Genomic DNA, 24,616 nt, shown 5'->3' on the forward strand with positions numbered 1-24,616 from the left:
GGAGTGGACTGAGGCCCCCTCAGTGCTCCGGGGTCTGGACCCGGGCGATCAGCAGGGCCACGTCGTCGGAGTTGTCCGGCTGGTGCAATGTGCGCAGCAGGAGGTCGCAGACGTCCTCCAGAGGGCAGTCGGCGCAGTCGAGGAGATCCAGGAGCGCGTCCAGGCGTTCGTCGAGAGGGTGCTGACGGGTCTCGACCAGACCGTCCGTGTAGAGGACGAGCCGATCGCCGGGCCGGAGGTCGACGGTGGTCGTGGAGAAGGCGACACCGCCCACGCCCAGCGGCGCCCCCGTGGGCAGCTCCAGCAGCTCGGGCGGGCGGCCCGCGCGCAGTCGTACCGGAGGCAGATGCCCCGCGTTGGCGATCCGGCACTGGCCGAGCCGCGGATCGTGCACGGCGTACACGCAGGTGGCGATGGAGTGGTCCAGGTCCTGGGTGATCCGGTCGAGGTGTTCGAGCAGCTTGGCCGGATCGAGGTCCAGTGAGGCCAGGGTGTTGGTGGCGGTGCGCAGCCGGCCCATGGTCGCGGCCGCGTTGATGCCGCTGCCCATCACGTCGCCCACGACCAGCGCGGTCTTCCCGCCGTCCAGCGGGATCACGTCGAACCAGTCGCCGCCGACCTCGGCCGTGGCGCCCGCGGGCTGGTAACGGGAGGCGACCTCCAGGCCGCCGGTCACCGAGGGGTGGCTGGGGAGCAGGCTGCGCTGGAGGGTGAGGGCGGTGTTGCGGGCGTCCTGGTACCAGCGCGCGTTGTCGATCTGCACGGCCGCGCGGGCCGCGAGCTCCCGGGCCAGCAGCAGGTCGTCCTCGCCGAAGGGCTCCGGGTTGCCGACCCGCTTGAGGTCGAGCGCGCCGAGCACCTCGCCGCGCGCGATGAGCGGTACGGCCAGGTAGGAGTGCACACCCGCCCTGCCCAGCAGTGCGGCCGCCTCCGGGGACCGGCTGATGCGGGCGAGGTCGTCCGGACCGACGCGCGGCACCAGGACGGCCCTCCCGGTGCGCACGCACTCGGTCACCAGGCGCTCGGGGGCGTAGTGGGCCACCAGCCCGGGCGGGTCCGCCGCGCGCAGCGCCTCGGGGACACCGGCCGCCTCGACGGCCAGCGGGCGCATCACGGCGGGCTCGGCCGGGCGCAGGGTGCTCGGCCGGCCCTGCACCACCGCCTCCAGGAGGTCCACGGCCGCCACGTCCGCGAGCTCCGGCACGGCCACGCCGGCCAGCTCACGGGCGGTGCGGTCCAGGTCCAGCGTGGTGCCGATGCGGGCGGAGGCGTCGGCGACGAGCGCGAGCCTGCGCCGGGCCGCCTCGGCCGCCACGGTCGCGCGGTGGTGTTCGGTGACGTCCAAAACCGACCCCGCCACACCGAGGACGGTTCCGTTGGCGTCCTCCAGCCGGTACAGGGACACCGACCAGGCGTGCTCGCTGTCGGGGTCCGCGGGCGTCCGGCCGACCGTGTGCTGGTCGACCAGGGGTTTGCCGGTCCGCATCACCTCGAAGGCGGCGGTCTCGAAGGCGGTCACGTCGAGATGGGGGAGGACCTCGCCGATCTTGCGCCCGACGTGGTCCGCGGCCGGGACCCCGTTCATCTGCTCCAGGGCCGGGTTCACGGAGACGTACCGCAGCTCGGTGTCCAGCACGGCCAGTCCGATCGGGGACTGGGAGACCATTCGGGTGGACAGGGCCACGTCCCGGTCGAGACGGCGCACCGTCTCCTGGTCGGCGCACAGCCCCAGCGCGTAGACGTCCCCCCGGTCGTCGAGCAGCCGCATGTTGCGGAACTCCACGAGCTTGGTGCCGCCGTCCTTGTGCCGTACCGGGAAGGCCCCGGCCCAGCTCTGGCCGGTCTCCATGACGTCGGCGAACAGCTTGACGACCAGTTCGACGTGCTGTTCGTGGATCATCAGATGGGCCGCGTACTGCCCGAGGGCCTCCTGCGCTGTGTAGCCGAACAGCTTCTCGGCCTGCGGGCTCCACAGCACGATGCGTCCCTCGGTGTCCGTGACCACCGAGGCCATGCCCAACTCGTCGAGCAGCCCGCTCGGCCGTACCGCACCGCGCGGGGGCTCCCCGCCCTCGGACGCGGGTATTCCGGCTGCACCCATTGCACGAACCGCCTTCGACCGTTCTCGCGGCACGCCGTACCCCGGTGCCGACTCCCCTTGTTCTACCGCGTGCAGCCGTCTCCGTGGCCACGCGGTGGTGTTCTTCCACCATCCCTCAACACAGGGGCGTGCGTCCGCTGAAGTGCGCCGGGGTGACGAAGGCCGCCCGCCTCCTTCCGGCGCCCTCGTGTTCCCCCACTTGGTCTGTACATGACTCCCGCGGGGCGCCAGACTGTGCGCCGAGCCACCTCACCCCCCGCCCCAGGAGCCCCAGGAGTCCCTCCATGCCCCTGCGCGTCAGACAGCGCTCGCGCGCGGTCCTCGCCGCCCTCGTCACCCTCACCGCGACGGCCCTCCTGGCCGCCGCACCGCCGGCCTCCGCCGCGGACACCTGGACCGAGGTGGGCTCCGACCGCGCCGACCCGCTCACCGAGAGCCAGGGCCTGACCTCCGTCGAGGTCCCGGCCAATTCCGCCAACCGGTACACCGGCATCGGCACCATCCCCCTCGGCGTCTCCACGCGCGGCTGGAACCACGTGGGCGACCCCGACGCCTCCTACGACGGCTACTACGTCGAGCCCTACCAGGCCGACTCCGGCACCGCCAAGATGTACCGCGTACAGGCACCGAACGGCACCTGGTCCGAGTACGTCCACACCCTCAGCCCCGGCGAGGCCCTCAACAACTCCTGGGTCGCGATCTCGCCCGACGGACAGTGGATGCTCACCGGAGAGTGGGGCACCATGACCCGCTTCCTGGTCCTGCCCACGCCCGGCGCCAACGCGAGCACCTCCCCCTCGGCGAACCTCCCGCAGGCGGCCACCGTCACCCTCGACCACGCCGTACGGGACGTACAGGGCTGCGACTTCGTGACCGCCACCCGGCTGCTGTGCTCCTCCGACGACCCGGCCGGCACCCTCTTCGGTTACACCAAGCCGCTCCTCCAGGTCGACCTGTCCGCCGCCCCGACCGGCTCGGCCAACGTCACCGGACATGTCACGGCACTGCGCCAACTGCCCCTGCGCAGCTCCTGCTCCGGCTCGTTCGAGGCGGAGGGCATCGACTACGACCGCCGTACCGGAACCCTGCGCGTGATCGTCGTCTCACCCGGCTTCTGCGTCCTGACGGACAGCAAGACGTACCGCTTCACCAGGAGTTGAGCCCCTGACCGCCGGGTGCCGGCCCTCGTGGAAATGGGGGTCGGCACCGATGGCGGGGCCAGGGAGGCGGATGCGACGGTGGACCGCACACCCACCGACGAAGGAGTTGTCGCATCCATCCCCGAACGACACAGCACGCACGCCCGGCCGTGCCCCCGGGGGAGGTGACCCGTGGGACACGCTGACACCCTCCTCGCCATGGGCGGCGCCTTCCTCGCCGCGGCCTTCCTCGCCCGGCTCGGCGGCCGCATCGGACTGCCGACCATCCCGCTCTTCATGCTCGCCGGCATCCTGCTCGGCCCGCACACCCCGGGCCTGGTGCTGGTCGATGATCCGCACGACTTCGAGATGCTCTCCGCGCTCGGCCTGGTGCTGCTGCTGTTCTACCTGGGCCTGGAGTTCCACGTCGACGACCTGCGCAAGGGCGGCAGACGACTGCTCGCCGCCGGCGGGATCTACCTCCTGGCGAACGTCGGCGCCGGACTCGGCTTCGGCTTCGCGCTCGGCTGGGGGACCCGGGAGGCCCTGGTGCTCGCCGGGGTCCTCGGCATCTCCTCGTCGGCGATCGTCACCAAGATCCTCATCGACCTGGGGCGGATCGGCCGCCCCGAGACCCGGCTGATCCTCGGCGTGATCGTGGTGGAGGACATCTTCCTCGCCCTGTACCTCGCCGCGCTCCAGCCGGTGATCAGCGGTGCGCGCGGGCCCGTGGAGATGCTCCTCCAGGCCGGCAAGGCCTTCGGCTTCCTGATCGTGCTGGCCGTCGCCGCCCGTTACGGGACGCGCTGGATCGGCCGGCTGATCCACGTCCGGGACAACGAACTCCTGGTCATCAGCTTCCTCGGCGCCGCGGTCCTCGTCGCGGGCGTCTCCGAGGTGCTCGGGGTCGCCGACGCCATCGGCGCCTTCATGGTCGGCCTGATCCTGGCCGGCACCCCCTCCGGGCCCCGCATCCGCAGCCTGGTGCACCCGCTGCGCGATGCCTTCGCGGCCATCTTCTTCTTCGCCTTCGGGCTGTCCATCGACCCCGGTGTCGTCACGTCCGTCGCCGGACCCGTCGCCGCCGCGGCCGCCGTCACCATCGTGATGAACATCGTCGCCGGGCTGCTCGTCGCCCGCCTGTACGGCTACGGCGCGCAGCCCGCCGCCGACATCGCCACCACCCTCGTCGCCCGCGGCGAATTCGCCCTGATTCTCGGCGCGATGGCAGCGAGCGCGGGACTCGACGCACGTCTGGCGCCGTTCATCGCCGGGTATGTCCTTGTCCTGGCCGTTCTCGGTCCCGTGGCCGCGGGGCGGGCCCATCTCCTGGCCCGGGCCCTGGGGTCCCGTCGTCGCGCCCGGACGCCCGGGGACGACGACACCACCCCGCAGCCGGTCTGCGTCCCGGTGGGGGCGGACGCGGAACGGTAGCGGACGTCCGCCGCGCGAAGGAGGAGTCATGGGCCGGCCCGACGACGAACACCTGGTCGACCTCGCGGCACGGCTGGAGTGTGACGACCCACGGTTCGCCCGCGCGCTGGGCTCGGGCCGTCCCGCCCGGCCCCGTGAGTACCGGCGCACCGGCGCCTGGTGCACCCTCGGTGTCGCCGTGGCTCTTCTGACGGTGGGCATGGCATGGCCGGAGGGCTTTCTCGTCGCCGCGGGTCTGGTGCTCGCCGGTATCGCCGTGCCGATGTTCGATCCGCACCGGGACCGGCCGCCCCGCTGAGGCCCCGCCGGTAGTGCTCCCGGAAAGGTGGTGGTTTTCTGAGGGTGTGGCACGGTTCGCGGGGAACCCGGCGGTCCGGTCATCGTCACGGAAGGAGCGACCACGATGGATCGTGAGCGAACGCACGACGAGTCCGTCTCCCTGGAGATCAGCGGATGCAGTGCGGAGGACGCCCGGATCGTCTTCGACACACTGACCGCGTGCTTCGAGTCCGACCGGGGTGCCGACGAGGTGCCGCAGCAACTCCACGAGTCGCGGCCGATGGTGTGGCTGGGGACGTTCGAGGTCACCGAGACACGTTCCTGCCCGCCGCCCGCCCGGCTGTCGTCCTCCGTGGAGGCCGACGCACAGGGCGGCTACTGGGCCATCGAGCAGTTGCGGACCACGCTGGACTCGATGTTCACGGTGCGGGACCTCGCCTCCATGTCGGGAGACCAGGAGCGGGAGCTGCACGTGCGGCTGGAGAGTCGCTGAGTACGTCGCCCGGCAGGCGAGGGCGCCACGTGGTGCTCGTCACCCCGTTATGCAACTAGTTGCATAAACGCGTCGCGGTCCTCTACAACAGGGAGGACGAGACCGCGACGGAGGGGCCCGATGAGCCGTTACCCGCACCTGCTGAGCCCGCTCGACCTGGGCTTCACCACGCTGCCCAACCGTGTCCTGATGGGCTCGATGCACGTCGGCCTGGAGGAGGCCGAGCGCGGCTTCGAGCGCATGGCGGCGTTCTACGCGGCCCGCGCGCGGGGCGGGGTGGGCCTGATCGTCACCGGCGGCATCGCGCCCAACGACGAAGGACGGCCCTACGAGGGCGGCGCCAAGCTCACCACCGACGCGGAGGCCGAGCAGCACCGCACCGTCACCGAGGCCGTGCACCGCGAGGGCGGCCGGATCGCGATGCAGATCCTGCACTTCGGGCGGTACGCCTACCACCAGGATCTCGTCGCCCCGAGCCCCCTCCAGGCGCCGATCAGCCCCTTCCCGCCCCGCGAGCTCACCGACGCCGAGGTCGAGCGGACCATCGACGACTACGCCCGTGCCGCCCGCCTCGCCCGGCAGGCCGGCTACGACGGCGTGGAGATCATGGGCTCCGAGGGCTACCTCATCAACGAGTTCATCGCGGCCCAGACCAACCACCGCACCGACCGCTGGGGCGGGTCGTACGAGAACCGCATGCGCTTCCCGGTCGAGATCGTGCGCCGGGTGCGGGAGGCGGTCGGCGAGGACTTCATCATCGTCTACCGGCTGTCCATGCTGGACCTGGTCCCGGGCGGCTCCACCCTGGACGAGGTGATCACGCTCGCCAAGGCCGTCGAGACGGCCGGGGCCACGATCATCAACACCGGTATCGGCTGGCACGAGGCCCGCATCCCCACCATCGCCACCTCGGTGCCGCGCGGCGCCTACACCTGGGTGACCAAGCGGCTGATGGGCGAGGTGTCGGTGCCGCTGGTGACCACCAACCGCATCAACACCCCCGAGCTGGCGGAGCAGTTGCTCGCCGACGGCCACGCGGACATGGTGTCGATGGCCCGCCCGATGCTCGCCGACCCCGACTTCGTGAACAAGGCGGCCGAGGGGCGCCCCGAGGCCATCAACACCTGCATCGGCTGCAACCAGGCCTGCCTCGACCACACCTTCAGCCTCCAGATCACCTCCTGCCTGGTCAACCCGCGTGCCTGCCACGAGACCGAGCTGGTGCTGTCCCCGACCCGGCTGCGCAAGCGGGTCGCGGTCGTCGGCGCCGGTCCCGCGGGTCTCGCCTGCGCGGTCTCCGCCGCCGAACGCGGCCACGAGGTCACCCTCTTCGACGCCGCGAGCGAGATCGGCGGCCAGCTCAACGTGGCCCGCAGGGTCCCCGGCAAGCAGGAGTTCGACGAGACGATCCGCTACTTCCGCCACCAGCTCGACGCCCACGGCGTGGACGTACGGCTCGACACCCCGGTGTCCTCCGGTGACTTGACGGAGTACGACGAGGTCGTCGTCGCCACCGGCGTCACCCCGCGCACCCCCGACATCCCGGGCCTCGACCACCCCAGCGTGGTCGGCTACCTCGACGTCCTGCGCGACAACGCCCCCGTCGGCGACCGGGTCGCGATCCTCGGCGCCGGGGGCATCGGCTTCGACGTCGCCGAGTTCCTCACCGACGGCGGCGACAAGGCGCACGAGGACCCGGCGACGTACTTCCGCCAGTGGGGCGTGGACATGGACTACACGGCACCCGGCGGACTCGGCGCCCCCGAGCGCCCCGCGCCGCCCCGGACCGTGCACCTCCTCCAGCGCAAGACCAGCAAGGTCGGCGCCGGGCTCGGCAAGACCACCGGCTGGATCCACCGCACCGAGCTCAAGCACCGGGGCGTCACCATGGTCCCGGGCGTGCGCTACGACCGCGTCGACGACGCCGGCCTGCACATCACCGTCGGTGAGGAGAGCACCGTCCTGGAGGTCGACACCATCGTGCTGTGCACGGGCCAGGAACCCCGCCGGGACCTGTACGAGGAGCTCGTCGCCGCGGGCCGCAGCGCGCACCTGATCGGCGGGGCCGACGTGGCCGCCGAGCTGGACGCCAAGCGGGCCATCAAGCAGGGCACCGAGGTCGCGGCGGCCCTGTAGGGAGCCCCGGCCCCGCTCGGCTCGTCCCTAGGATGACTCCATGTCACTCCCGCACGCGATCCTCACCGCACTGCTCGAAAGGCCGTCGGCGGGGCTGGACCTGACCCGTCGGTTCGACAGGTCGATCGGCTACTTCTGGTCGGCCTCGCACCAGCAGATCTATCGCGAGCTGGGAAAACTGGAGGCCGAGGGCTACATCCGGGCCATCCCGGAGGACCGGCCGAGCCGGGGCCAGAGGAAGAGCTACGAGGTCCTGCCGGCGGGCCGCGCCGAACTCGAACGCTGGACGGCCGCCGCGCAGGACCCCAAGCCGCACCGGGACGCCCTGCTGCTGCGGCTGCGCGCGGCCGCCGTCGTCGGCACGGACGGCCTGGAAGCCGACCTGCGCCGCCATCTCGACCTGCACCGGCGGCAGTTGGCGGAGTACGAGCAGATCCAGGACCGCGACTTCCCGCCCGGCAAGGACGGCGCGCAGGCCAGGCTCCAGCACCTGGTCCTGCGCGCGGGCATCGAGCTGGAGACCTTCTGGACGCAGTGGCTCACCGAGGCCCTTGAGGAGCTGGCCGAACTCCCGGACAGCTGACGGCGTCCGGCGAACTCCCGTACATCTGAAGGCGTTCGGTGAACTCCCTTGCCCGGCAGGCGTTCAGAGGCGGTACGGCCGCGACCGGCGCCGCAGGAACCACGCCGTCGCCGCCGCGCCGACCGCCACCAGACCGCCGCCGACCGCCAGCGTCACGGTGCCGTAGTCCTTGGTGGCCCCGCCCAGACCGCCCAGGACGCCGCGTGAGGGGGAGGCGGAGGCCGTGGACGAGGTCGTGGGCGTGGCGGAGCCGGACACGATGATCGACTGGGTGCCCGCCGTGCTGTTGTTGTAGGCGCACATCACGATGACGGTGTACGTCCCTGGGCTCACGTTCGACCAGGCGGCCGACTGGAGCGAGGTGGTCCCCGACAGGGCCACCTGACGGCCCTGGCTGAAGTTGGCCTGGCTGCTGGTGAGCAGCGAGGCGGTGCCCCAGCCGCCGGTGGGGGCGGTGCGGGAGCAGGCCGTCGTGGTGACGGAGACCGTGGATCCGGAGGTGCTCACGGAGATGCCGGGGCCTGCCGCGGCGGGCCCGGCGGTCAGGGCGAGCGGCAGCGCGGCGACGGCCGCGACGGTCAGGCCGGAGCGGAGAAGTGGCTGAATAGTGCGCATGGACTGCCCTCCGGCGGCACGGTTGGCGGTACATCCGTGGCGCCGCCGAGGTGGGGGAAGCCCGTGCTGCCTCAGGGGCAGCCAATGCGCGGACGGCCCGGCCCGCACCCGGAGCACCGCCGTGCGGGTGACGGAATCCTCCGGCCGGCGCACCAGCGGGCCGGAGGTGCGCGGTCGTCACCGGCCGGAGGCGGCGCCCGTCGTGACCGTCCGCTCGGCCGACAGCCCGCCCCAGGTGCCGTCGGGCAGCCTGGCCCTGATCCGCACCCGGTGCCGCTCGCCGGCCTCGCGCCCCAGATAGAAGCTGTACGTCGTCCTCCCGCGCGGAGGTGTCCCGCCGAAGACGAGCGAGGTCGCCGCCGCTCCGTCGAGACGGACCTGGTACTCGGTGACGACCCCGTCCGTCCGGGGCGGGAGCCAGGCCAGGTCCAGGTAGTACGCCCCGTCGTCGTCGAGCCGTGCCGTGGCGCGGAAGTCGGTCGGGGCGGTGTCCCGGCCGTCGTCGCCGCCCGGCGTGCCGATACGGACGTCCGCCGCGGCCGGCGAGAGGTTGCCGGCCGCGTCCCGGGCCCGGACCGTGAACGAGTAGCGCGTGCCCGGACGCAGCCCCGTGACCACGGCCGCCGTCTGGGCCCCGCCCACGCTGTGGATCTTGCTGCCGCCCTGGTAGATGTCGTACGACACGACGTCCCGGTCGTCCGAGGAGGCGGACCAGCTCAGCTGGACGGCCCGGCTGCCCGCCGTCCGGCCGCGCAGTCCGCCGGGGCGGGTCGGGGCCGAGCGGTCCGCGGCCACGGCCGCGGGAGTCGTCGCCCGCGCCTCCGGGCTCGGCGGGCCGAGACGTCCCTCGGTGTCGCGGGCCCGCACGCTGAAGACATACGGGGTCGCGGGCCGCAGCCTGGTGACATCCACCATGTGCTGCGAAGCGGGCACTTCCTCGACCTTTGTAGTGCCGCGATACACCTCGTAGCGGTCGATCCCGGTGCCGACGGCGTTCCACATGACATGCACGCTCGTCGCGCTGCCCGCGGTCGCGGTGACGCCCCCGGGGGCGGCGGGCAACGGGCCGCCCTCACCGTCGTCCGGCCCGCCGCATCGGCAGCAAGCGACGAGCAGGAGTGCCGCGCACAGGGCCAGGGGGACGGGTACGCCTCGCACGTCTCGGCCTCCCCGGAGGACATCACGGAATTGGTCCGGACCAATATGGCGCCGGGGGTGGACCCGCGGCAAGAGGGCGACCGCGTGGCCGGGGTCCGGCGAGGGCTCCGCCCCCGCGGCCCCTGCCCCGTCCGGACCTCTTGCGGTGGCCGGTCCGCTGAAACCGCATCAGATTGGGCTGAGTGCCCGTCAATGCACCCGAGGAGAGGGTCCCTTATCGTGCGTGTCCAGTCGCTGACGCTGGCCGCGGCAAGCGCCGCTCTGCTCGCCCCCACGGCAGCCCCTGCCATGGAGGTCGCCACCGCCCGGACGGAGCCGGTGGTGCGGCGGGAAGGCACCGTCCCGGCCGCCGACCTGCTGGCCCGGGTGCGGGACTGCGTTCCCGTCTCGCGCGGCCGCTACCGCGCCGACGAGGACACGTCCGCGACCATCCCGGTCTGCGGCACCAAGGAGGCCGTGTTCTGGAAGGCCGACATGGACATCGACTGCGACGGCCGTCCGGGCAGCCGCTGCAACAGCCGCACCGACCCGCTCTTCTCCGACGCCACCGCCTACCAGCAGTCCGACGGCCGCTATCTGAGTGCCGAGCGCCTGCCGTTCATCGTGGTCCCGGCCCCGAGCCCGATCTGGGACTACCGCGCCCACGGGGTGCACGGCGGCGCCGTCGCGGCCGTCGTGTACGAGGACCGGGTGCAGTACGCCGTGGTCGGGGACGTGGGCCCGAGCGGCATCATCGGAGAGGCGTCCTACGCCACCGCGAAGGCCCTCGGCATCCGCCCCGACCCCCGCGGCGGCGGCACGCCCTCCGGTGTCACCTACATCGTGTTCAAGGACTCCCGGGTGAAGCCCATGGAGGACCACCAGGCCGCGGTGACCCTGGGGGAGCGGCTGGCGCGGGAGTTCGTCCAGGGCGAGGCGGCGAAAAGCCACAAGAGACGGTGACGGCGAGGGCCGGGCGGGGAGTTCTCCGCGCCCGGCCCTCGCCGCTGCGCACGTCGTCGCGAACCGCCCGTCAGACCTTCCGGTAGCTGTACGCCTCCGCCGCGGCCGCCTCCACCGCCGCGAGGTCGGCGCCGGTGGCCGCCGTGACCACCGCGGCCACCGCACCCTCGACGAAGGGGGCGTCCACCAGGCGTGTGCCGTCCGGAAGTTCGTCGCCCTCCGCCAGCAGCGCCTTGACGGTGAGCACCGCGCTGCCGAGGTCGGTCAGCACGGCCACGCCGGCGCCGCGGTCCACGGACGCGGCCGCGGCGGCGATCAGCTCCGCACTCGTACCGAGACCGCCGCCCTCGGTACCGCCCGCTGCGGCCACGGGCACCTCGGTGCCGCCGCCCGCGAGCCCCTTCGCCAGCTCCGCGACCGACGCGGCCACCTCGGCGCTGTGCGACACCAGCACGATCCCGACCTGCTTTGCGTCACTCACCGGCTGCCTCCGCGAGAGCTGCGATCAGGAGGGCGGCCGAGGTGGCGCCCGGATCCTGGTGTCCGATGCTGCGCTCGCCGAGGTAACTCGCCCGGCCCTTGCGGGCCTGCAACGGCGTCGTGGCGAGGGCTCCCTGCTCGGCGGCCGTGCGCGCGGCGGCGAAGCCGGTGCCGAGCGCGTCGACGGCGGGCACCAGGGCGTCGATCATGGTCTTGTCGCCGGGCGCGGCTCCGCCCAGCGTCATGACCGCCTCCACGCCCGCCCGCAGCGCCTCGGTCAGCTGGTCCGCGCCGACCTCGGCGGTGTCCCCGAGCGCTTTGCCGGTGCGCCGCAGCAGCGTCCCGTAGAGGGGCCCCGAAGCGCCGCCGACCGTCGAGATGAGCTGGCGTCCGGCGAGGGTGAGGACCCCGCCCGGGGTGTCCGGGGCCTCCTTCTCCAGGGTCGCGGTCACCGCGGTGAAGCCGCGCCGGAGGTTGCTGCCGTGGTCGGCGTCCCCGATGGGGGAGTCGAGAGCGGTGAGCCGCTCCGCCTCACGGTCCACGGACGTGGCGGTCGCCGTCATCCAACGGCGGAAGAAGTCGGCGTCGAACACTGGATCTCCTTGCGTGGTCGGTACGTCGGTCGCCTGCTCACACCCCCCAGCGCAGCCCCGCCGTCTTCACCGGCGCGTCCCACAGCCGCAGCAGCTCGTCGTCCACCTGGCACAGGGTGACGGAGGCACCGGCCATGTCGAGCGAGGTGACGTAGTTGCCGACCAGGGTGCGGGCGACGGCGACCCCGCGCTCGGCGAGCACCCGCTGCACCTCGGCGTTGAACCCGTACAGCTCCAACAGGGGTGTGGCGCCCATGCCGTTGACCAGGACGAGCACGGGATTGCGCGGGCTCATGTCGTCGAGGATCGCCTGCACCGAGAAGTCGGCGATCTCCCGGGAGGTCATCATCGAGCGCCGCTCCCGGCCGGGCTCGCCGTGGATGCCGACCCCCAACTCCAGCTCACCGGCGGGCAGATCGAAGGTCGGGCTGCCCTTGGCGGGCGTGGTGCAGGCGCTCAGCGCGACGCCGAAACTCCGGGAGTTCTCGTTGACCTGACGGGCGATCGCCGCCACCCGCTCCAGCGGCTGCCCCTCGTCCGCCGCGGCGCCCGCGATCTTCTCCACGAACAGGGTGGCACCGGTGCCGCGCCGGCCCGCCGTGTAGAGGCTGTCGGTGACGGCGACATCGTCGTTCACCAGCACCTTGGCGACCTGGATGCCCTCGTCCTCGGCGAGCTCGGCGGCCATGTCGAAGTTGAGCACGTCACCCGTGTAGTTCTTCACGATGAACAGCACTCCGGCCCCGCTGTCCACGGCGGCCGCCGCCCGCACCATCTGGTCGGGCACCGGCGAGGTGAACACCTCGCCCGGACAGGCCGCGGAGAGCATGCCGGGCCCGACGAATCCGCCGTGCAGCGGCTCATGCCCGGACCCGCCACCGGAAACCAGGGCGACCTTCCCGGCGACGGGTGCGTCCCGCCGTACGATCACACGGTTCTCGACATCCACGGTCAACTCCGGATGGGCGGCCGCCATACCGCGCAGGGCGTCCGAGACCACGGTTTCCGGGACGTTGATGATCATCCTCATGGGTGTCTCCTCCAGAGATTGACAGACAAGTCGGTCACCGGCGTCGCACCGGCTCAGAGTAGATGGATGCAGTTTTCGATCATGGCGGTCGGTGAGGGTCGCACGGGCGTGGTCGCAGAGCACTGCTGTGGGCAGTATCGACCTTGAATCGGCGAAGGTCACGTCGGGGACGAACCCGGGATCGGTAGGGGCCCAGGTGGCGAGAGGGTCGCCGAATGGATCTGCGGAACCTGCTCTGGTGGTGGTGGACGGTGCCTGCCGGGCTCGCGGCGGTGGGGTACGCGTGCTCGCTGGCCGGGCTGACCCGGGCGCAGCGGGCGGTGTGGGTCACGGCCCGGGTCGTCGAGGTGCATCCGCCGGGACACGGTGAGTCGGGGGAGCGCGGGATACCGGTGACGATCGCCTACCAGGACCCCCGCACCGGGCGGGAGTTCAGGCTGCGGCACGAGAACAGGCGGGGCGACCGGGTGCTCGTGGCCTGGGTGGGGCAGGAGTTCCCGGTCCGGTTCCCGCGGCGGCGGCCGGAACGGTTCCTTCTCATGCTGGACAGCGAGGGGCGGACCTCCGGGACCGGCGGGCCGAACTGCATGGTGATCCTGCTGGTCCTCGGACTGGTCGTCCAGTCGTTCTTCGCGTGGGGCCGGCCGTGGGGCCTGATCTGCGTCGGTGTCCTGCTGCTCCTCGTCGCAGCGCTCAGCCGGGACGGCGCGTACGCCCGGGCCCGCGCCGCCCAGCTCGCCGAGGGCGTGACCGTCCAGGGGCGCGTGGTCGCCGTCACCGAGGACGTCCACACCGACGGCGAAGGCGGCGAGAGCGTCAGCCACGCCTGCGTCCTCGCCTTCACCACCCACGAGGGCGCCGAGGTCACCGCGCTGTGCACACGGGGCATCCCGGACGTCGCCCGGTCCCTCGGCCGTCAGGTCGCGGTCCGGTACGCGCCCGCCGACCCGTCCCTCCTCACCGCCGACCCGGACCACGAACACCGTGAACGCGTGTCGCACATCAGGTTCGTCTCCACCCTGCTGGTCGCCGGGACCGCCGCGATCGGGCTGGGCGGCTTCTGCCTTCATCACTCCTGGCCCTTCACCTGACGATGCAGGTCAGGGCGGCCCAGAGAAGGGGCGAGTGCTCGACGCGCCCGCCTGCGCGCCACTGGTCGAGCCGCGCCCGCTGCCAGGTGCCGAGATGGCGCACCGGGTCGTCGTCCTCGTGGGCCGCGTCCACGGCGACCACCGCGTCCGTGAGCGGCCGTACGGACTCCGGCACACCGGCCAGGCGGTGGAAGGCGAAGCTGGTCGGGAGCGCCCAGCGGGTGGCCGTGACCAGCCGGGCACCGTTGTGGATCATCGCCGCGGCCAGCCCGAAGGACTCGGCGAAGCGGAGATCGCCCCCGCTCTCGCAGGCGATCAGCGCGACGCGCGGCGGTGCGGGCCACAGCCGAGCGCCCGGTACACCGTCGGCGCGCAGCGCGAGCGTGCCCAGGAGCAGGTCCTTGGCGGACAACGGGCGGTGCGAGCGCACCGGCTCGGTCATCCCCGTGGTCCCGGGGCCGCAGCACAGATGAAGGGTGACGTCCTCGCTCTGCCCGCCCTCGACGCGGGCACCGCTGACGTGACCGACGTACAGCAACCGGCGGGCACCCCTGCGCAGGGCCTCGCCCAGCCAGTCGCGGTCGAGATCGGTGCGGCGGAACGCTTCGGCGGGGGTGCCGACGGACGGTACGACGGTGCCCGCGTCGAGCCTGCGCCGCACGAGGGACAGCAGCGCCGGGTCCGAGTCGGGCCGCCCCAGGACCGAACCGAGCGGGGAGTCGGCCCGGAAGCCGGGGACACGGGGGTCCAGGACCAGGATCACGGCGTCCGGGTCCGGGTCCGGGTCCTGACCGGTGGGCGTGGTGCTCGCCCGGCGGAGCGACGCCGGTGCCGTCGTGACCAGATCCACGAGGTCGATCAGCCGTACGTCACGGTCGGCACCGTCCACGGCGAGCAGCTCCCACGGGACCTGGGCGACCCGGGGCGACGGCTGGAGCCGCATCAGCGGCCGGCCCAGGCGGGCGGACACCTGGCGGATCTGGTCGGTCAGGCCCGGCGGCCACAGCACCTCGGCCAGCGTGCGCGACAGGTGCCGCTCGTCCTCGTACGCGACCAGCGCGCCGGACTCGAACGCACGCCGCATGCCGTCCGTGCCGCCGCCCGGCAGTGCCGCGTCCAGCGCGCGGACCGCCTCGTCCACGTCCCGCCCCAGCGCGTACCCGGTGCCGAAGCCCTGTGCGCCACGGACCCACGTCCAGGTCATGTGGAGATCACCGGCGTCCGCGAGGCGGACCTGGACCACCGGACGGTTCGGGTCGGTCAGAGCGTCGGCGGACAGAACGGCACCTCTTCCTCGCTCACGATCCGCCGCTGATAGCGGAACTCCGCTGCCTGGACGTACTCCTGGAGCGCGGTACGGCCGCCGGCCCCCGCCGACATCGCGATTTTCGGTGGCGGCGCGACCCGCAGACCGACGGAGGCGGCGGCCTCGGCCGCAACACCGCCCAGCGTCAGGGGAGCGCCGTCGTCGGGGGCGTACGTCTTCCTGGCGGCGTCCGGGAAGACGGCCGCCGCCCGGTCCGCGGTGGAGGTGCGGCTCAGCGCGAGGGAGGCGCCCGCGCACCGGTGCTCCACCAGCTCGAAGATCAGCCCCTGGTCGTTGCTGCGGAGTGCCAGGCGGAAGGCCAACTGCATGGCCTCATCCGCCAGTCGGAGCCACTGGCTGCGGGCGTGGGCGGTCGCGAAGTCGTAGCGGGCCGCCTCCAGGGCCAGGGCGGCGGGCAGGGCGAGGGAGAGCGCGGTCGCGATCGAGGCCCGCTCGTGGACGCCGTGGTCGGCCCGGTTCAGGTTGTCCTCGAGGGTGAGCGCGAGCATCAGGTCCACCTGGGCGCACCGCTCGTACACCTCGCGCTCCTGGTACACGTCCCGCGCGCCCTGGGCGAGCCGCTTCATCTCGTCGATGTCACCCCGCTCGTACGCGTGCCGGGCGCCCATCAGCAGGGTGTCGGCGGCGGCGACCGCGGCACCGACCTGCTGGAAGCGGGCCAGGCTGGACGCGGTCAGCGCGGCGGCGCCGGCCGTGTCCCCGCGGTGCGCGGCGATGGCGGCACGGGCCTGTTCGCAGACCGCCAGGTCCTCGGCCCGGCCCTGCCGTTCGAAGATCTCCGCGGCCTTCGCGTACAGCTCCTCCGCGCGGTCGAGGTCGCCGGCCCGCAGCGCCGCGTAGGCCCGGTGGGCGAGCACCTGGTGGCGTTCCGCGTGGTGGCCCAGCCTCAGATGGGCCTCCTCCGCACGGGCGAACCAGTCCTCCGCCTGCTCGAACCGCACGGTCGAGGCGCAGACGACCCCCAGGCAGTCCAGCAGGTACGGTTCGGCGAGCGGTGCGTCCGCCAGCAGCGTGAGGGCCAGTTCCTCGGCCGCGCCCCAGGCGCTGCGGTCCATCAGCAGACGCACCCGGGTCAGGCCGATCTCGGCGGTGCGCAGCCCCTCGACGTCGTCGAACTCCGCCAGCAGGGCCGCCGCCTCGTCCACCGCCTGCTGCGCCTCGTCGAACTGCCCGGTCCTGCGCAGCAGTTCCGCCCTGGCCAGCAGTGTCTTCAGCAGGATCTCCAGCCACAGCCGGCGGCCGTTCGGCCCCATCGGCACGGACGCGACGCCCCGCACCAGATCCAGGGACCGCTCGACGGACAGGGCCGCCCCGGGCAGATCCGTGGCCGCGAGCTGAACCGTCCCGATGTCCGACAGCAGATGCCCGCGCAGCAGTCGTACGTCCGGGGAGTCCTCCAACGACTCGGCCACGGCGAGGAGGTCGCCGTAGACGGCCAGGGCGGCCGGCGGATCCGGGGTGAGCTGATGGCGTTCGGCGAGGGCGAAGCCGCTGTCGAAGGGCTCGCCGTAGCCGGGCCCTACCGCCGCATCCGCGTCGGCCGCGGGCTGAGGGTCCTGCGTGTCGTCCGGCATGGCCTAGAAGTCCTCCTCCGCGGCAGCGGCGGCCACGATCTCGGCGAGGAACGGGCCCGACGGCGCGGCCCCGCCGTCGAACGGTGCCGCCGCCTCGCCGAGCCGCCGCCGGGCCAGGGCCCGCACCGCCTCGCGTGCCGCCCGGTCATCGGAACCCGCCCGGTCATCGGCACCCCGTCCCGGATCGAACCCCGGCAGCAGGATGCCGACGTCGACGTGCGGTGTCGTCGAGGCCCGGATGTCCAGGTCCGCCCGGCCGGTCCACACGTCGTCCCGCCTGGCCAGCGGAACACGGCTCGGCGGACCGCCGTCCGGGGAGACCCCCGCCGCGGGGTGCACCCCGTCCACGGAGACCTCCGCCGCGAGGCGCACCCCGCCCACGGGGGCCATGTGGCCGGCCACGACCTCCACCTCGATCCGCCGTCCCGCACCGAGGGCGAGCACCGACCAGGACACGGCGCCCTCGGCCGCGTCCACGAAACCGGGCGGGTAGCGGCACCAGTCGTTGCTCCCCTGGCCCCGGGCGATCACACGGCCGGTCGCGGGGTGCGCACCTCCTGCCGCGAGAGCGAACTCCCGCTGCCGCACGAAGAGATCGGCGAGAACGAGCGGAGTGCCCGCCGGCCCGGCGTCCTGCTCCAGCGCCGACCTAAGCCTCCCGAGCGCCTCCCCGTCCAGTCCGAGACTGTCGGCCGCGTCGTCGATCAGCCGCAGGACTCGGTCCAGTCGGCGAGGCGAGGCCGCCGACTGCCGCCACCGGATCAGCGGGGCGAGCGCCGGCAGATGCTCCTCCAGCAGCTCGTGACCCTCCACCTCGCCTGCTTCGTCCAGCAGTTGCTGGCATTCGTGGGTGAGAGCGGCCAACTCCAGCCCCAGTACGCCCGGTTCGAGTGCGGGAATCCCGTCCAGGTGCGATGCCGGCCACCAACGGGCCGCCCAGTGGCAGAAGGCAAGGCGGGCCGCACTCCCGGCGAGGGCGGTCGGCTGCTCGGGCGGCATCAGTTCAGCAGCGGCTTCCGCGGCACCCGACGCGACGGCGTCGACAGCCGCGGCCGTACGCTCGCCGTAGACCGCCCACAGCCACTGCTGGGCCCGCCCCACGTCGTGAATCTCCGCTGCCGGCAGCCCTGTTGGACCGAGGACGGGCCAGGTCAGAACCGCGCCCGCGACGTCGAGAACGGCCCGGGTGAACGCGGGACCCGTGAAGGGTTCCGCGATCTGTACGGTGCCGTCCTCGGCGCGCGTGACGGCAGGGCCCCGTGCGGGCATCACGCGCTCCTCGGCTCGGCGGCGGGCTCGGAGCTCGCCGACAGGGTGCGCAGCGCCGTACGGACGCGGGCCCGGTGGTCCATCATCACCGAGCGGGCCACCCCGTCCAGCACGCTCCAGGCCGACGCCGCGTCGGGCAGTGCCGCCTCACGGACATCGCGCCCGTGCAGCCTCACCCAGAGCCGCCGCATATAGGCGGTCCACGGGGTGCGCAGGTCCTGGGCGAGGGCGTTCAGCACACCACCGTCCGGGTCGGGGCCGGGGGAGACGGTCATCCTGCGGGCCCGGAGCACCGAAGCCTCCCGCTGCCAGCGGCTGTTGACGATGCGGTGCGCCGCTGTCGACCCCGCCGCGAAGCCTCTGGTGCCCAGCGGATCGAGACCCGCCGCGAGTCGGCCGCCGAGCACGACGGCGACGCGCAGGCTCTCGTCGTGCAGGCCCAGCGGGGCACAGCTGCGGCCGACCTCCCGCCCGACGAGCTCCGGCACGGTGGGCAGTTGCTCGCGATGGGTGGACGTCTGGAGCACGGTGAAGAGCCGTTCGAAGAGGGTACGGTCGAACGGCGCGGGGAGCGTGGCGGTCGAGGCGCTGCGGCCGACTCCGGGGCGTGGGGGCACGCGGTGCGCGGTCAGTCCGAGGTGCGGGGGTACGTCGGAGCGACCCCAGAGATCGGCGCGGGCCCCGACGTCGGCGCGGTCCCAGACGTCGGCCGGATGAGCCGACCACAGGGCCCGCCCGAGCAGGCTGCCGTGTCCGGCCCGGACCATGGCGGCGAAGGCCGGCGAAACAGCCCCCGGGACACCGCAGGCGTCGAGAACCTCGGCCGCCAGGCCCGTGTCGACGGCGGCCGTGGCTTCTTCGCGACCGTCCCATGCCGCTGTCAGTTCGGCGTCGAGACGGGCCCGCCGGGCGGAGTCCGCCAGATGCTCCTTCAGCGCCTCCACGGTCCGTCCGCCGGTGGCGTCCACGACGTCGGCGAGCACCGACTTCGCCACGGCCTCCGCGCCGGGTCCCGGCGCCCCGTGCTCGGTGGCCAGCTCGAAGCACCGCTGGAAATACAGGTCCTGGGGGTTGCCCGCCACGATCCCCAGGACGCGGCGGGTCTTCTTCAGCAGCGTGAACCACTGTGCCGTCGCTTCCAGGACCGCGCCGAACTCCCGGATCAGGGCGTCGAGTTGCTCCGCCTCCCGCGCGTCGAGGAAGTCGGCGGCGAACTCCGGCCGCAGCGCGGGCCGGACGATCAGCGGCAGCACGATCAGCTTGACCGTCCGCGTGAGCGGTGCGCCGCCGGGGCCGCTCAACGCCCGGCATCCCGGCCCGAGGCCGCGCCAGGCCCTGTCGATGACCATGGCGCGCGGACGGCGCTCGTCGGTCGTCGGCTGGCTCGGGGACGGCATGGGCAGAGCGTACGTCCTGGGGAACAGACGGTCGAACCTGGGATCGGTAGGCGCCACCCGCCTTCTAACGTCGCCCTCACCAGGCAGAACGGACCGGAAGGGCAGGCACGGCATGGGCATCTTCGGCAGGGGCAGGAGCCGTGAGGAGAAGGCGGCCAGGATCGCGGAGCAGGTGGCGGCGGGCAAGGGCTTCTACGGCCGGATGACGCGTGCGGCACTCGGCCAGGAGGACCACGCCCGAGTCCAGCAGACGATCGGCGCGTACAACTCCGCGGGAAACGTGCAGCAGTTGCTCGCCATGGGCGTACCGACGGTCCCCGCGGTCGTCGTGTCGATCAGCGACACCGGCAAGCTGGTCAACTTCGACCCGGTGGTCGACCTGGTCCTCCGTCCGGCCGGAACGGTCGGGGACACCGGCGGACCGATCAGGCTCCAGACCCTCGTGTCCAAGCTGCGCATCCCCCGCACCGGCGATCAGGTACTGCTGATCCAGGACCCCGCGAACCCCGGCGGCTACCTCTACGCGGGCGACGGGCAGACCGGGTGACGACGGCGCCGTACGGAACAGGCCGGGTTCCGTGTCGGCCCCGACGGCAGCCCGGTCGGGAGACGTCCGCTCACGCCCGCAGCGGGTTGGCGCGGGACGCCGCCAGGAGGTACCACGCGGTGGCGCCCGTGTGCCGGTACGGGTAGTAGCCGAACCCGAAGCCCGTGTCGAGGGGGCTGCTCGCCGAGACGATCCCGGAGCGGGCGGGCAGGGGTGTGCCGCCGGTGGTCTGGCCGGTGCCGAGGAGGTCCTGGGCGCGTTCGACGGAAGCGAGGAGCCGTCGGGCGCGCTTCTCGTCCCCGGACCCGCCCCGCTCCCGCAGGGCGAGGGCGAGGTGGGCGGTGCCCTCGAACCAGACGCCGTTGCGGTCGGGCTTCGGCTGCCCCTCCGCGATCGGAGCGCTCTCGTCGGCCAGCAGGCTCGCGGAGCTGAAGGTGACGCCCTCGTAGGACTGGCCCGCAGGGACCGTGCTGTTGGGGCGGTTCGCGGTGTCCCGGACGGCCAGTCGGGACGCGGCCCAGTCGAGGGAGCGGGAGTGGGCCGGGGAGGCGAGCGCGAGGTGGGTCCAGGTCTGGGTGTCCTCCGGGACCGGGGACCTGTTGACCGTCACGCCGTCGTTGGTGCCGGTGTAGAAGAACCCGCCCTCGGGCTCCCACATCTTCTCGACGAAGGCCCGCGCCCGCGCCCGGCGCTCCCGCCAGACCCGGTCCCCGGTGAGCCGGGCGAGCCGTCCGAACAGCCCGACCAGGTCGGTGTTGTGCTCGGTCGAGGTGAACGGCAGTCTCTCGTCGGCCCCGTCGACGCCGAACTTGTACCCGCCGAGCGGCTCGTCGGTCCGCCCGACCCGCTCGATCCACTCGCCGATCCGCACCGCGCCGGTGAGGAAGCGCCGCTGACCTGTCCGCGCGGCGAGTGCGGCGAGCGCGAGACCGGCCCACGCCATGTCGCCCACGGCGGTGCCGGTGAAGCCGAACTGTGTACCGACGTTGGCCGTGCCGTCGGCCCGGACGAACCCGTCCGGCTGCGGGGAGCCGTCGTAGAAGGTGTACGGCCCCACGTTGTACGCCTGCCGCAACCGGCCGTCGTCGTGGACGGGGTCGTGAGCCTGGGCGTACAGCAGCGCGTCACCGAGGGCCACGGCCCGGGACCCGCCGCCGGGGGAGGCGAGGTGGGCCAGGATCGCGAGGGCGTTGTCGTACGTGAACGCGGTGCTGAACAGGCCTGCCTGGTCGCTGTAGCTCTGGGTGAGCCGGATCGTGCCGTGGTCCGGGTATGCGTCCATGGCGGCGGCGAGGAAGGCCCGCGCCCGGCCGGCCGGGGAGAGCGTGGCGGCACCCGTGAGGCCCTGTGCCGCCTGGGCGGAACCGGCGCCGGCCGCGGTGAGCGCCGCGACGCCGAGTCCGGTTCCGATGAGGGTGCGGCGGCTGAGGGGCGGGCGCGGGCTGCCGGTCATGGGTCTCCTCGGGGCTGCGGGCCGGGGCGGGCCACGGTTTTGAGAGCGCTCTCAGGAAGCGCGGGCTCATTCTGCTGTGGCAGGCTGCGGCGGTCAACGTCTGCGGAAAGGAGAGCAGTTGGCCGTCACCCCAGGGCCGTACGGAGCTTCCCCCGCGCATCCCGCGCGGCGACCGGCCCCGCCCTCCCGACCCCCTGTTGATCTCCCCACCCCTGGGTACCCGTGACCCATGACCACCGCCTACCCACCCCACGCGCTGCACGACTACGCGCTGTTGGCGGACGGTGAGCGCGGGGCGCTCATCGGGCCCGACGGTGCCATCGGGTGGCTGTGCGCTCCCGCCTGGCACGACGACGCGGTCTTCGCCGCGCTGGTCGGCGGGCGGGGGGCGTACGCCATCACTCCCCGGGGACGACACGTCTTCGGTGGCTACTACGAGGAAGGCACCCTCATCTGGCGCAGCCGCTGGGTCACCGAGGAGGGGATCGTCGAGTGCCGTGAGGCGCTGGCCTTCCCCGGCGACCCGGACCGTCTCGTCCTGCTGCGGCAACTGCACGCGGTCGACGGTCCGGCCCACCTCTCCGTCGTCCTCGACCCGCACGGCGAGTACGGCGCGGCGGAGCTCGACTCCGCGCACCGCGGCGACGACGGGGTGTGGGAGCTGCGGACCGGCAGACACCGGCTGCGCTGGCAGGGCGCCCCGGGGGCGGCCCGGGGCGAGCACGGCCTGAACCTCGACATCGAGCTGAAGCCCGGTGAGCGGCACGACCTGGTGCTGGAGTGCTCCGCGTCCCCCTTCCCGTCCGAGCCGCCGGAGCCAAGGCGGGCCTGGGCGGCCACCGAGGCCGCCTGGCGTCGGGCGGTCCCGGCGCTCGACGGCACCGCCGCCCCCGGTGACGCGCGGCGGGCCTACGCCGTCCTGCGCGGGCTCACCACGCGGGGCGGGGGCATGGTCGCGGCGGCGACGACCAGCCTGCCCGAGCGCGCCGAGGAGGGCCGCAACTACGACTACCGGTACGTGTGGATCCGCGACCAGAGCTACGCAGGACAGGCCGCTGCCGCCGCAGGCGACCACGTTCTCCTGGACTCCGCCGTCGACTTCGTCACCGCGCGCCTGCATGCGGACGGACCCCGTCTGGTGCCTGCCTACACCGTGCACGGGCGGCCCGTCCCGGCCCAGCGCGACCTGGACCTGCCCGGCTACCCCGGCGGCTTCGACCGCGTCGGCAACCACGTGGGCGACCAGTTCCAGCTCGACTGCTTCGGCGAGGCCCTTCTGCTGTTCGCGGCCGCCGAACGTCACGGGCGACTGGACGAGAGCAACTGGAAGGCCGTGGAGATCGCGGTGCGGGCCGTGTCGGACCGGTGGCGCGAGCCCGACGCCGGGATCTGGGAGCTGGACGACCGGGAGTGGACCCACAGCAGGCTCACCTGCGTCGCGGGCCTACGGGCCGTAGCGGCGGCGGCGCCGCGCCACCCGCTCGCCGCCACCTGCACGGCCCTCGCCGACACCCTGCTCCACGCCGCCGAGCGGACCTGCGTCCACCCCGACGGCCACTGGCAGCGCACCCCGGACGACCCGTCCGTGGACGCCGCCCTGCTGCTGCCCGGCGTACGCGGCGCCCTGCCCGCCGCCGACCCGCGCACCCGGGCCACCCTCGCCGCGTGCCGCCGGGAGCTGGCCGACGACCACTACCTCTACCGCTTCCGCCACGACGACCGTCCCCTGGAGGAGGCCGAGGGAGCCTTCGTGCTGTGCGGGTTCGTCATGGCGCTCGCGGAGCACCAGCAGGGCCGGACGGCCGAGGCGTACCGCTGGTTCGAACGCAATCGCGGCGCCTGCGGCGCGTCCGGCCTCTACGCGGAGGAGTTCGACATCGCCCAGCGGCAGCTGCGCGGCAACCTCCCGCAGGCCTTCGTCCACGCACTGCTGCTGGAGGCGGCCGCCCGGCTCGGTGAATGAGCGGGCGGCCGCCTCCAGCAGTGGTGAGGCGGACAGGCGTGCCCGTCAGCTGCCCCCGGGACCGCCGCTGCCGAAGGAGCCGCTGCTGCCCTCGTTCCAGCGCGGCCGCTCGCCCGAACCGGTCCGGGTCGGGCTGTTGCCGTGGTTGGGCAGGTCGTGCGGGGTCAGCCGGGTGTCGCTCCGGGGCACCTCGTCGGGCTCCCGGTGCTCCCTGACCTCACGGACCGGCCCGCCCTCGGGCAGCTTCGGCTGCTCCTCGGGAGTGGGCGGGGGCGACTCCCGGCGCCTGACCCGGGAGCCCAGCCAGAAGGCGCCGATCAGCACGGCCACGACCACCACACCCGCGGCGATCACTCCGGCCGCGAGACCGCCCCGGCCCGCCGCCATGTCCATCCATTCGCTGTTCAGGGCTTGGTTCATGGCACCCGAGTACCCCCGGACCCGCGAGCGAACCGACCCCCGGGAGCGCCGCGAACCCGGGAACTCCGGGGTTTGACGGCCGGGACCCCGGCTACCCGCCCCTGGTGACGACTACGACTTCCCAGCAGGAGCTCTTCCGGTTCCTGGAGGACCGGTTCGCGTGCGCCCAGGCGTGCACCGAGACCGCACGTGCCTGCGCGCTGCGTGCGAGCATGGTCGATCCGGACGGCACCGAGGAGCAGGAACTACTGCGGCGCAAGGGCATCATGTGCGCCGAGGTGTGCGACGCGACCTGCCGTGTGCTCTCCGAGGAGAACCACCTCGACGAGGCCGGCATCCGCGTCCAGCTGGAATGGTGCCGCTCGGTCTGCCTGGAGTGCGCGCAGGTCCTGGACCGGCACGCCGGTGCGGAGGCGGCGGCCAAGGCGTGCCGCGAGTGCGCCCAGGCGTGCACGGACTTCATGGCGACCCTGCACTGAGACGGACCTCCGGTCGAGAGGGCCCGCGCGTCGAGAGACCCCCTCCTGACCGTTCCCAATTTCTGGAACACGTTCTACCGTGTGCGCCGTCAGGACCGGCCTGGGAGCCTGGA

General features: G+C 73.3%; 23 protein-coding genes. 11 read left to right on the plus strand and 12 right to left on the minus strand.

Features of this window, described 5'->3' with window-relative positions; translation table 11 throughout:
- Window positions 1-19: 19 nt before the first annotated feature.
- Complete coding sequence (locus H295_RS0127055) at window positions 20-2,101, minus strand: SpoIIE family protein phosphatase (protein ID WP_051135617.1); 2,082 nt, start codon at window positions 2,099-2,101, stop codon at window positions 20-22.
- Between the two features lie 284 nt (window positions 2,102-2,385).
- On the opposite strand from H295_RS0127055, the gene H295_RS0127060 reads away from it, so the two are divergent.
- From H295_RS0127060 to H295_RS0127085, 6 genes are all read left to right on the plus strand, one after another.
- On the plus strand, window positions 2,386-3,261 hold the full coding sequence (locus H295_RS0127060; protein ID WP_020138490.1) for a hypothetical protein: 876 nt from the start codon (window positions 2,386-2,388) through the stop codon (window positions 3,259-3,261).
- A gap of 171 nt (window positions 3,262-3,432) precedes the next feature.
- Complete coding sequence (locus H295_RS0127065) at window positions 3,433-4,674, plus strand: cation:proton antiporter (RefSeq protein WP_020138491.1); 1,242 nt, start codon at window positions 3,433-3,435, stop codon at window positions 4,672-4,674.
- Between the two features lie 28 nt (window positions 4,675-4,702).
- Window positions 4,703-4,972 carry a DUF3040 domain-containing protein gene (locus H295_RS0127070; RefSeq protein WP_020138492.1) on the plus strand — a complete coding sequence of 90 codons (270 nt, stop codon included), beginning with the start codon at window positions 4,703-4,705 and terminating at the stop codon, window positions 4,970-4,972.
- A gap of 105 nt (window positions 4,973-5,077) precedes the next feature.
- Entirely contained in the window at window positions 5,078-5,446 is a 369-nt protein-coding gene (locus tag H295_RS0127075; RefSeq protein WP_020138493.1) for a hypothetical protein, read from the plus strand.
- 120 nt (window positions 5,447-5,566) lie between these two features.
- Window positions 5,567-7,582, plus strand: a complete 2,016-nt coding sequence (locus H295_RS0127080; RefSeq protein WP_020138494.1) for an NADPH-dependent 2,4-dienoyl-CoA reductase — start codon at window positions 5,567-5,569, stop codon at window positions 7,580-7,582.
- A gap of 40 nt (window positions 7,583-7,622) precedes the next feature.
- Window positions 7,623-8,165 (plus strand): PadR family transcriptional regulator, encoded by a 543-nt coding sequence (locus tag H295_RS0127085; RefSeq protein ID WP_020138495.1) that lies wholly within the window; start codon window positions 7,623-7,625, stop codon window positions 8,163-8,165.
- 63 nt (window positions 8,166-8,228) lie between these two features.
- Here H295_RS0127085 and H295_RS0127090 read toward each other — a convergent pair whose 3' ends face one another.
- Window positions 8,229-8,780 carry a hypothetical protein gene (locus H295_RS0127090; RefSeq protein WP_020138496.1) on the minus strand — a complete coding sequence of 184 codons (552 nt, stop codon included), beginning with the start codon at window positions 8,778-8,780 and terminating at the stop codon, window positions 8,229-8,231.
- 177 nt (window positions 8,781-8,957) lie between these two features.
- Window positions 8,958-9,938, minus strand: a complete 981-nt coding sequence (locus tag H295_RS0127095) for a fibronectin type III domain-containing protein (protein ID WP_028809792.1) — start codon at window positions 9,936-9,938, stop codon at window positions 8,958-8,960.
- 219 nt (window positions 9,939-10,157) lie between these two features.
- On the opposite strand from H295_RS0127095, the gene H295_RS0127100 reads away from it, so the two are divergent.
- A complete protein-coding gene (locus tag H295_RS0127100; protein ID WP_020138498.1) occupies window positions 10,158-10,880 on the plus strand; it encodes a glycoside hydrolase family 75 protein in 723 nt (240 codons plus the stop codon).
- Window positions 10,881-10,950: 70 nt separating this feature from the next.
- Here the strand turns inward: H295_RS0127100 and H295_RS0127105 are convergent, their stop codons facing one another.
- Genes H295_RS0127105 through dhaK form a run of 3 tightly spaced genes read right to left on the minus strand, consistent with a single transcriptional unit; the run spans window position 10,951 to window position 12,983 of the window.
- Window positions 10,951-11,361 carry a PTS-dependent dihydroxyacetone kinase phosphotransferase subunit DhaM gene (locus H295_RS0127105; protein ID WP_020138499.1) on the minus strand — a complete coding sequence of 137 codons (411 nt, stop codon included), beginning with the start codon at window positions 11,359-11,361 and terminating at the stop codon, window positions 10,951-10,953.
- Window positions 11,354-11,953, minus strand: coding sequence for a dihydroxyacetone kinase subunit DhaL (dhaL, locus tag H295_RS0127110; RefSeq protein ID WP_020138500.1), 600 nt, complete (start codon window positions 11,951-11,953; stop codon window positions 11,354-11,356). Before dhaL ends, H295_RS0127105 begins: the two co-directional genes overlap by 8 nt.
- Window positions 11,954-11,990: 37 nt before the next feature.
- Window positions 11,991-12,983 carry a dihydroxyacetone kinase subunit DhaK gene (dhaK, locus tag H295_RS0127115; protein WP_020138501.1) on the minus strand — a complete coding sequence of 331 codons (993 nt, stop codon included), beginning with the start codon at window positions 12,981-12,983 and terminating at the stop codon, window positions 11,991-11,993.
- A gap of 215 nt (window positions 12,984-13,198) precedes the next feature.
- On the opposite strand from dhaK, the gene H295_RS0127120 reads away from it, so the two are divergent.
- Entirely contained in the window at window positions 13,199-14,074 is an 876-nt protein-coding gene (locus H295_RS0127120) for a DUF3592 domain-containing protein (RefSeq protein WP_020138502.1), read from the plus strand.
- Here the strand turns inward: H295_RS0127120 and H295_RS48040 are convergent.
- From H295_RS48040 to H295_RS0127140, 4 genes are read right to left on the minus strand one after another with little or no spacing between them, the layout of a single operon-like run.
- Complete coding sequence (locus H295_RS48040; RefSeq protein ID WP_234021691.1) at window positions 14,067-15,278, minus strand: CHAT domain-containing protein; 1,212 nt, start codon at window positions 15,276-15,278, stop codon at window positions 14,067-14,069. The genes H295_RS0127120 and H295_RS48040 overlap by 8 nt on opposite strands.
- A 56-nt stretch (window positions 15,279-15,334) precedes the next feature.
- Window positions 15,335-16,975, minus strand: a complete 1,641-nt coding sequence (locus H295_RS48045; protein WP_020138504.1) for a hypothetical protein — start codon at window positions 16,973-16,975, stop codon at window positions 15,335-15,337.
- A gap of 3 nt (window positions 16,976-16,978) precedes the next feature.
- Window positions 16,979-18,244, minus strand: a complete 1,266-nt coding sequence (locus tag H295_RS0127135; protein ID WP_020138505.1) for a hypothetical protein — start codon at window positions 18,242-18,244, stop codon at window positions 16,979-16,981.
- Window positions 18,244-19,641: a hypothetical protein gene (locus tag H295_RS0127140; protein WP_020138506.1), complete on the minus strand. Its 1,398-nt coding sequence runs from the start codon at window positions 19,639-19,641 to the stop codon at window positions 18,244-18,246. Before H295_RS0127140 ends, H295_RS0127135 begins: the two co-directional genes overlap by 1 nt.
- A gap of 112 nt (window positions 19,642-19,753) precedes the next feature.
- Between H295_RS0127140 and H295_RS0127145 the strand changes: the two genes are divergently transcribed.
- Complete coding sequence (locus tag H295_RS0127145) at window positions 19,754-20,188, plus strand: hypothetical protein (RefSeq protein ID WP_020138507.1); 435 nt, start codon at window positions 19,754-19,756, stop codon at window positions 20,186-20,188.
- 70 nt (window positions 20,189-20,258) lie between these two features.
- Here H295_RS0127145 and H295_RS0127150 read toward each other — a convergent pair whose 3' ends face one another.
- Window positions 20,259-21,641 carry a hypothetical protein gene (locus H295_RS0127150; protein WP_020138508.1) on the minus strand — a complete coding sequence of 461 codons (1,383 nt, stop codon included), beginning with the start codon at window positions 21,639-21,641 and terminating at the stop codon, window positions 20,259-20,261.
- Window positions 21,642-21,870: 229 nt separating this feature from the next.
- On the opposite strand from H295_RS0127150, the gene H295_RS0127155 reads away from it, so the two are divergent.
- Window positions 21,871-23,604, plus strand: a complete 1,734-nt coding sequence (locus H295_RS0127155; RefSeq protein ID WP_020138509.1) for a glycoside hydrolase family 15 protein — start codon at window positions 21,871-21,873, stop codon at window positions 23,602-23,604.
- 45 nt (window positions 23,605-23,649) lie between these two features.
- Here H295_RS0127155 and H295_RS0127160 read toward each other — a convergent pair whose 3' ends face one another.
- Window positions 23,650-24,024, minus strand: coding sequence for a DUF6479 family protein (locus H295_RS0127160; protein WP_106960953.1), 375 nt, complete (start codon window positions 24,022-24,024; stop codon window positions 23,650-23,652).
- A gap of 104 nt (window positions 24,025-24,128) precedes the next feature.
- On the opposite strand from H295_RS0127160, the gene H295_RS0127165 reads away from it, so the two are divergent.
- The gene (locus tag H295_RS0127165; protein ID WP_020138511.1) at window positions 24,129-24,503 is read left to right on the plus strand and encodes a hypothetical protein; all 375 of its coding nucleotides are present in this window, start codon (window positions 24,129-24,131) and stop codon (window positions 24,501-24,503) included.
- The last annotated feature ends 113 nt before the right edge of the window (window positions 24,504-24,616 follow it).

The organism is Streptomyces sp. 351MFTsu5.1 (assembly GCF_000383655.1).
Classification (GTDB): Bacteria; Actinomycetota; Actinomycetes; order Streptomycetales; family Streptomycetaceae; genus Streptomyces; species Streptomyces griseorubiginosus.